This is a genomic window from Streptomyces kebangsaanensis, assembly GCF_001906585.1.
GTDB lineage: Bacteria > Actinomycetota > Actinomycetes > Streptomycetales > Streptomycetaceae > Streptomyces > Streptomyces kebangsaanensis.
This window is the reverse complement of sequence record NZ_JUJA01000042.1, coordinates 1-7651: the sequence shown is the minus strand read 5'-3', so window position 1 is coordinate 7651 and position 7651 is coordinate 1. Positions and strand designations below refer to the sequence as shown.

The window sequence follows — 7651 nt, the reverse complement described above, 5'->3', positions numbered from 1 at the left end:
CCGGCCGCTCCAGGGCCACCCACTACCGCCGGCTCCGTCCCTCACCACCGCGCAGGCCCCGCTCGCCGCAGGTCCAGCCCTCGGCCCTGACGGCAGAGGAACGGGCTGCGGTACTGGAGCTGATGAACAGCGCCGAGTACGCCGAGCTGCCGCCCGCGCAGATCTGGGCCCGCGAACTGGACGCCGGGCGCTACCACTGCTCGGTCTCGACGATGTACCGGATCCTGCGCGAGAAGGGGCAGTCCGGCGAACGCCGCCGCCAGGCCACCCACCCCGCCCAGGCGGTGCCCGAGCTGGTGGCCACCGCACCGTCGCAGGTGTTCACCTGGGACATCACCAAGGCAGCCGGACCGGTCAAGGGCGTCTGGTATCACGCCTACGTCATCATCGACATCTTCAGCCGCTACATCGTCGGCCACACCGTCGAGCGGGCCGAATCGTCCCGGCGGGCCGAGGAGTTGATCCGCGAGACCATCACCCGCAACGGCATCGTGCCGGAGACCGTGCACGCCGATCGCGGCACCTCGATGACCTCCAAGAAGGTCTCGCAGTTGCTGATCGACCTCGGCGTCACGCGGTCGCACTCGCGGCCGAAGACCTCCAACGACAACCCCTACAGCGAGGCCCACTTCAAGACCACGAAGTACATGTCCGACTATCCCGAACGGTTCGATTCGCTGGCCCATGCCCGCGAGTGGTTCGACGCGTTCATCGCGTACTACAACCACGAGCACCGGCATTCGGGGATCGGCTGGCACACGCCCGCCAGCGTGCACTTCGGCACCGCCGAGGAGGTGCGCGACCAGCGGGCCGTCACCCTCGCCGAGGCATACGCCCGCCACCCCGAACGCTTCGGCCGCCGCCCCCGACCACCCCGGATACCCCAGCAGGCGTGGATCAACGACCCGGCCAGACGCAGGGAACCCGCACCACAAACCTCATAGCGCCCCAACCGTCTCACTGGACTTGAAATCTTCCGACCCCCGAGCAGCTGGACGCACTACGGAAGCTGGGCATGGAGTGGGCATGACGCCATCACTGTTCGGCTGCTGAGCCAAATGCTCTGTCGATCAGGCGTCAGAAGGGATAGAGCCGGCGCAGCGCCTTGAGGAGGGTGTTCATGGTCGTGCGGGCTGCGGATCGGCGGTAGGCGTGGCGCGACCAGATCGTCGGCAGCACCACTCCCGCGAAAACCATGACCGTGCCGAGGAGGACGAGCAGGCCGACGGGGCCGAGGGTGTCGAGAAGGTCGTGCAGCATCATCGTGTGCTCCGTTCATTCGTCGGTGACGGGAGCACCTTGCGCCGCCCGGGCAGCCGGTGGTGGAAGCTGGGTCGAATCGGGATACCGGCCTCGTCGCCGCAGGTTGCGGCCTAGGCTGGGGGCCGGAACGCGGGGCGTCCCGGGACGTTCCGGGACGTCGGGGAGGGAGCGGCGTTGCAGCGGGGAGACGAGGCACGGAAGCAGTTCACCGCCTGGCTCCGGGAGGTGCACTGGGCGGCGGGCACGCCCAGCGTCGCGAAGCTGGAGCGGACGAGCGCCCGGAACCCGGCGGCCGGCGGCCGGGCCCTCAGCAGCTCGGGCGTCCACCGGCTCCTAAAGGGCGATTTCGTCAGGCCCCCGGACTGGGACGCCGTGACGGCGTTCCTCGACGCGTGCGTCCGCTGCGCCCCGCCCTCTGATCCGGTCAGCGGCTCCCTGGTGGACCGGGAGCTGTGGCGGAACCGGCACCGGCAGCTCGTCACGCTCCTCGAAGCGGCCAGGGACGATGGCCGGGACGGCAGCCGGGACAACAGCCCGGGCGACGCCGCCGAGGACGAGCGGGACGCCGCCACCGACCGGGCGCTCGCGACCTACGCGCGCCGCGTCCGGGAGACGTACGGAAGTCTCAACCTGGAAGTCCTCACCCCCGACAACGACCAGAGCACGCAGCCGAGTGTCGAGCTGCGCGAGGTCTTCGTCGTGCCGACCGTCCGGGCCGACCCGCCGCCGGTGGAGCTCTCCCGAGAGCTCATGGGCCAGCTCCTCAAGGGCGAAGAGCTGGCCGCGGACGGGGAACTGCCGCCGGGGCTCGACCTGGAGCTGCTCGACTCCCTCGTGGAGGCGTACCGTCGGCAGCCCGCTGAGCATGTGCTCGACGTCCTTGCCCGGGAGGGGAGCCAGCGGGTCGTGCTCCTCGGCGACCCGGGGGCCGGCAAGTCCACCCTCGCGCACTACCTCGCGCTCGCCCTGACCGGCGGCCTGCGTCCCGACGGGGCCCTCGCCGGCCTCGCGGGCCGGATCCCCCTCATCGTGGAGCTGCGGCACTACGCGCAACCGGCCTGGCGGCAGCAGACGTTCGCGGAGTTCCTCGCACACCTGTGGACCACCGAGGGGATGGGGCTCCCGCTCCCCGTCCTGGGCCGGCTTCTCGACGAGGGACGCGTCCTCCTCGTCTTCGACGGGCTCGACGAGATCTTCGACCCGAAGTTCCGGGCGGAGACGGCCCGCCGCATCGCCGGGTTCGCCGCCCACCACGAGCGCTGCCGGGTGATCGTCACATCCCGGGTCATCGGCTACCAGCGGCAGACGCTGGGCGGGGCGGGGTTCGCCCACTACATGATCCAGGACCTGGACACCCCTCGTATCCACGAGTTCGCGCGCCGGTGGTACGAGACGGCGTGCCCCGGACAGCCCGCGCTCACCGAGCAGCTCCTCACCCGGTTTAAGGACGCGGTCGCCCACTCGCGGTCGGTGCGCGAACTGGCCGGGAACCCGCTTCTGCTGACCGTCCTCGCCATCCTCGGCCGCCGGCAGACCCTCCCCCGCGACCGGAACGGGGTGTACCAGCACGCCGTCACCGTGCTCGTCGCCCGCTGGGACCGGGACGCCAAGCATCTGACGGCCCCGCTGTCCGGACCGATCGCCGAAGCCCTCGACCTGCTCGGCCAGACCGAACGCCTGGAGATGCTGCGGCTCCTCGCCCGCAGGATGCAGGAGGGATCAGGCGGCATCTCGGGCAACTACGTGCCCGAGGCGGACATCGAAGACGTCTTCCGCCAGTACCTCCAGCTCTGCGACGTCCGGCCGGACGTCGCGCGCCGCGCCGCCCGCGCCATGGTCCAGCAACTCCGGGAGCGCAACTTCATCCTCGCCCGGTACGGCGGGGGCGCCTGGGGCTTCGTGCACCGCACGTTCCTGGAGTACCTGGCCGCGGCGGACATCGTCCACCGCTACGAGCACGAACGGGAGTGGACCCCCGAGGCCCTCGTCTCCGAGGTCCTCGTCCCGAGGGCCGAGGACACCACCTGGCACGAGGTGATCCTGCTGCTCGCCGGGCAGCTCCGGGAGCACGACACCGGGACGCTGGTCGACAGCCTCGTCCGGCCGGTCCCTTTCACCGACCGCGGGGAGCGGCTCGTCCTCGCCCTCCGGGCGCTCGCCGAGGTGAAGAAGATCGGGGCGCTGAGCACCCAGAGCGTCGCGGTGGTCGACGGGATCACCCAGTACCTGAGCGCGAGGACCGAGAGCTTCGGAACGTTCTTCCTCGACGCGGCGTACTTCGCGGCCGAGAGCGTCACCCCGTCACTCGCCTCCTTCGGTGAAAACTGGGCGGGGCGCGACCGCTATCTGACCTGGTTCCACGTATGGGGTCAGTTCATCGAGTCCCGCGTCCCCGTCCAGCTCGCCGGTGCGCTGCACCGTGACTTTCCCGCCGTCATCGCGTACGCGCGGTTCGCCCGGTCCGCGAACGCCCGCGCCGGAGCCCTCGCCGTCCTGGGCGAACGGTGGCCGGCGAGCACCACCGTCACGGAGGCGATCAAGACGAGTGCCGTGCACGACGAGGTCATCGTCCGCATCGCCGCCCTGCAGGCCTTGGGCGTCCGCCCGGTCGAGCACGAAGAGGCTGCGGAACTGCGGCTGTTTCTCCAGGCCCGCGCCGTCGGCGATCCCACGCCAGGTGCGCGCAAGGCGGCGCTGAGCTGTCTGGCGCGCCGCCACCCGGACGACGAGACGGTGCGCTTCCTTCGGTGGCGGGCGCGGGAGGACGTCTTCGATGCGGTACGGGCCACGGCGGCGAAGCTGCGGGCCGAGTTGATGTCGGAACCGGAGGAGGAGGGCGGCGGGGCGCGACCGCTTCCCGCACCGCGCCACCCCGCCGACGCTCCCCGGAGAGACGACACCATGTTCGGCTCCGAGTTGACTGCGGGAACGGCGATGGCGGCCTGGCGGTCCCGCCAGTACGGCGAGCTCAGCACGCTGCTCGAATACCACGAGGTGATGGGCGACAAGGAGACGCTGACCTCGTGGCTGCGGGGGCATCCCGAGGACCTCCAGTTGCTGATGCGGGACGCCCTGCGCTTCGCGCCCGCCGACGGGGCCGCGGAGACCGCTCTGCGCGCCATCGGCCACAGCCTCAGCACCGAGGCACGGGACTTCCTCATCGACTGCTGCCGGTCCTCCCGCCACATCCGCCTGCGGCGGACCGCGATGCATGTGCTCGGCGAGACCTGGGGCGGCGATCCCGCGGCGACGGCCGCACTCCTGGAAGGCGCGAAACGCGGTCCGGACCCCAAGCTCCGGGTGGCCGCACTCCAGTGGCTGACCGAGCGCTGCGCGCACCTCCCGAAGGTCCGTGAGCTGCTGTACCACTGCGCGTCGGCCGATCGCGACCCCGCGATACGCAACCACGCCCTGCGCTGGATGGCGCGGTGGTGGCCCGACCATCCGGAATACACCGCTCTCTTTGTCACCGACCCACGAGCGGCGGACGCGCCCGAACCCGAACGGCGCGCCGTGATGCTCCAAGCGCTCGCCGCCGGCGGGCACGAGGCGGAGTTCGAGCGGCAGCTCGCCCGGGAGGAGGTGCCCTGGATCCAGAACCAGATGCGGCACGTCGAGCGGCTGCGGACGGCTCCCGCAGCCGCGGCCCCCGCCGTCTTCCACGAGCGGCTACTGACCGGCCTGCGGCAGCTCCTCAAGGCCCGGGCCCGGGCCGGGAACGCAGGCTAAGCCGCCGCGACGCCCGGCGTCGCCCCGCTCCACCTGGAAAAATGCGGGCATGGCGAAGCACACCGAAGCAGCACTGGACTGAGCAGCCCGCTCCCACGGCAAGCGCGTACGGGACTTCTCAGACGAACAAAAAGCCGTGTGCTTCGCCGCCGCGGCCCTCGCCATCGAAGACCTCTGAACCGCACCCACTACTACGTGCAGGACGTGCAGGACGCCGTGGAGGTGTTCTGGACCGCCTGGAAGAGGGAAGTCGGCACCGGCCGTCTCGGAGCAGCGGGGCGGCGTCCCGGAGACGGCCGCGGCAATCAGGGCGGCGGGCACAGCCGCGCGCGCCGCGAGCGTGCTGTCGCCATAGTCCTCGCCGAACTTCGGCAGGCCGGCGGATACCGGCGTGGCATGGCCGCCTACCTGGCCCGCGAGTACGGCGGCGCTCAACGCAGCTGGCAGCGGGCCATGGCCGAGGCGCGCGCCCAGTTCGAACTCGGCCAGGGACACGGCCGTGTGGTCGAGGGCGCGGCTGGACAGGTGGTGTCCTGACGGCCGGAGGGCTACCGCCGCTCTGTGCGCTGCGAGCGATCCGGCGTAGGGAAGGGGAAGTCATGACGGCACAGAGTTGGCAGCTCACATGGGGGGACGCGCTCATTGGAACGCTGACACGCGAAGGCGTCGACATGTTCTGGACCGACTGTCGCTTTGAGCCTGCTTCTGCCTGGGAGACCGTTCGTCCGCTGTTCGAAGCGTCGCGGGACGCCTGGAGGCGTGATGACGAGGAGGCCGCTCTGGCTGCCGACCAGGCGATTTACGAGGCAGAACTCGTTCTCGTCCCTGACGACGGAGGGGCGCCCATCACGGAATTCCTGCTCCGTATCTCAGAGCAGACCGCACGCTTCCGGTCCTAGCCACTGGGCGCGGCGGCCCCTCCTGGAGACCTCAGCGGAGCCTCGAGTCGACCTGACCGGGCCTCTGAACAACTACGGCCCTGGTGACGGCGGCTCGCGCGGCACGGCGCGCGGCCCAGCACGACCGACGGGCAGCATCCGGGTGGGCTTGTCAGTCCCAACTCCTAAGCTGATGCGAATGTACACATCGGTAGGGCGGAGGGCTGCATGGCGACGCACTTGACCAGGGATCAACGTCTGACCTTGATCAGCAAGTGGAAGAGCCTGTGCGTGCCGACAACCTCCGTCACCCTATGCGACCTGCGCGTACTCGTGGATAAGGCCGCCGATGCGGTCACGTCGGAGGATGCGCGATAGGGCGTCGACGGCGTGTGGTTCGGGCGCGCCGAGGCCGTCGGGGCACCGTTGTCCCAATGATCGGTGAGGCCGATGCTCGTTGTGGTGATCGGCGTACTCACCGACGATGAGCCGCAGGTGCCGCTCCCCGGTGATCAGGACGCGGTCGGTGGCCTCGCGCCTGCAGGATCCGACCCAGCGCTCGGCGATCGCGTTCATCTGGGGCACGCCCGGCAGGATGGGCACGACCCGGGCACCGACGGCGGTGAAGACCGCATCGAAGCCCTCGGTGAAGTAGCCGGCGTTGTCCCGGATGAGGAATCTGACGCCTTCGCCGCGCGTGTCGTCCCAGCTCATCAGGAGGTTCCGGGCACACTGGGTGGCCCACGCGGCGGTGACGTGCCGGGTGACGCCGGCGATGTGGACCCGCCGGGTGCCGTGCTCGACGAAGAACAGGACGAACAGGCGCCGCAGGAGAACGGTGTCCACGTGGAAGACATCGACGGCGAGGATCCCGCGGGCCTGAGCCTTGAGGAACCGGGCCCAGGAGCGGTCGGCGCGCTGGGGCGCCGGGTCGATCCCAGCCTCTTGGAGGATCTTCCACACCGTCGAGGCGGCGATCTTCCAGCCCAGGTTGAGCAGTTCGCCGTGGATCCGGCGATACCCCCACCCGTCATTCTCGCAAGCAAGGCGCAGCACCAGAGCACGCAGCGCCTCGGGCTTGGCCGGACGGCCCGGGCCTCGGTGCGGATAGGTCCACTTCTTCGCGACCAGTCTCGCGTGCCAGCGCAGCACGGTACGCGGGGTGACCAGCAGCTTCAACGATGAACGGTGACGCTTGCTCAGCAAGCGGAGCAGGGCGGCGAGCACCGCGCGGTCCCCGCGGGTGAAGGCTGGCTTGGGGCTGCCGCGCTGCAGGACGGCCAGCTGGTGCCGGAGCACCAGTATCTCGGCATCCTTGGCCGCGGAGGAGCGGGCCAGCAGGCGCAGCCAGCTGAGCAGGAGGCAGCCGAATCGGTAGACCAGACGGAACGTCACGCTTCCCAAGCCTGCGCCGACGGGCTCGCGAACACCTTCGATGTGATCCCATCGTGACTCTGAAGCCACAGCTCAGCACAGGTGACAGGGTTGTCGGCACCCACAGGCCCACAGCCGGAACCGGTCATAGACCGTCGACCAGGAGCCGTAACTCTCCGGCACGTCCCGCCAGGGGCTGCCGGTCCGAAACCTCCACATCACCGCGTTGAAGTAGCGGCGCAGGTCAGGAATCGGCCCGGACACCCCCAGCGGCAGGTGCGGCTCGATCAACTCCCACTCTGCATCGGTCAGATCGCCACGCGTCACGCGTCCGGTCTACCGCAGCCGACACCCTCGCGGAGCGGGAATGGCCGATCCAGTGATCCGAACCCCGCACAGACCCTAGT

Annotated in this window: 7 protein-coding genes; 4 read left to right on the top strand and 3 right to left on the bottom strand. The window is 70.2% G+C overall.

The features are described 5' to 3' along the window. The coding region (locus RH94_RS06030) for a DDE-type integrase/transposase/recombinase (RefSeq protein ID WP_143203998.1) at nucleotides 1-944 on the top strand (944 nt) is incomplete at its 5' end. A 133-nt stretch (nucleotides 945-1077) separates the two neighbouring features. On the opposite strand, the gene RH94_RS06025 is transcribed toward RH94_RS06030, so the two are convergent. Then, nucleotides 1078-1263: a hypothetical protein gene (locus RH94_RS06025; RefSeq protein WP_073946617.1), complete on the bottom strand. Its 186-nt coding sequence runs from the start codon at nucleotides 1261-1263 to the stop codon at nucleotides 1078-1080. Nucleotides 1264-1437: 174 nt separating this feature from the next. Between RH94_RS06025 and RH94_RS06020 the strand changes: the two genes are divergently transcribed. The 3 genes from RH94_RS06020 (at nucleotide 1438) to RH94_RS06010 (ending at nucleotide 5891) form a co-directional block, all read left to right on the top strand. Further along, a complete protein-coding gene (locus tag RH94_RS06020) occupies nucleotides 1438-4992 on the top strand; it encodes an NACHT domain-containing protein (RefSeq protein ID WP_073946616.1) in 3555 nt (1184 codons plus the stop codon). Between the two features lie 195 nt (nucleotides 4993-5187). Beyond that, nucleotides 5188-5529 carry a hypothetical protein gene (locus RH94_RS06015; protein WP_073946615.1) on the top strand — a complete coding sequence of 114 codons (342 nt, stop codon included), beginning with the start codon at nucleotides 5188-5190 and terminating at the stop codon, nucleotides 5527-5529. Between the two features lie 62 nt (nucleotides 5530-5591). Further along, a complete protein-coding gene (locus tag RH94_RS06010) occupies nucleotides 5592-5891 on the top strand; it encodes a hypothetical protein (protein WP_073946614.1) in 300 nt (99 codons plus the stop codon). Nucleotides 5892-6182: 291 nt separating this feature from the next. Here RH94_RS06010 and RH94_RS06005 read toward each other — a convergent pair whose 3' ends face one another. Both RH94_RS06005 and RH94_RS06000 read right to left on the bottom strand, forming a co-directional pair. Next, nucleotides 6183-7265 (bottom strand): integrase core domain-containing protein, encoded by a 1083-nt coding sequence (locus RH94_RS06005; protein WP_073946613.1) that lies wholly within the window; start codon nucleotides 7263-7265, stop codon nucleotides 6183-6185. 72 nt (nucleotides 7266-7337) lie between these two features. Then, entirely contained in the window at nucleotides 7338-7571 is a 234-nt protein-coding gene (locus RH94_RS06000; RefSeq protein WP_079188910.1) for a transposase, read from the bottom strand. Nucleotides 7572-7651: the final 80 nt, after the last annotated feature.

Coding starts and splice junctions, on each gene's coding strand:
- RH94_RS06025 (WP_073946617.1), bottom strand. CDS start 1,263: ATGATGCTGCACGACCTTCTCGACACCCTCGGCCCCGTCGGCCTGCTC.
- RH94_RS06010 (WP_073946614.1), top strand. CDS start 5,592: ATGACGGCACAGAGTTGGCAGCTCACATGGGGGGACGCGCTCATTGGA.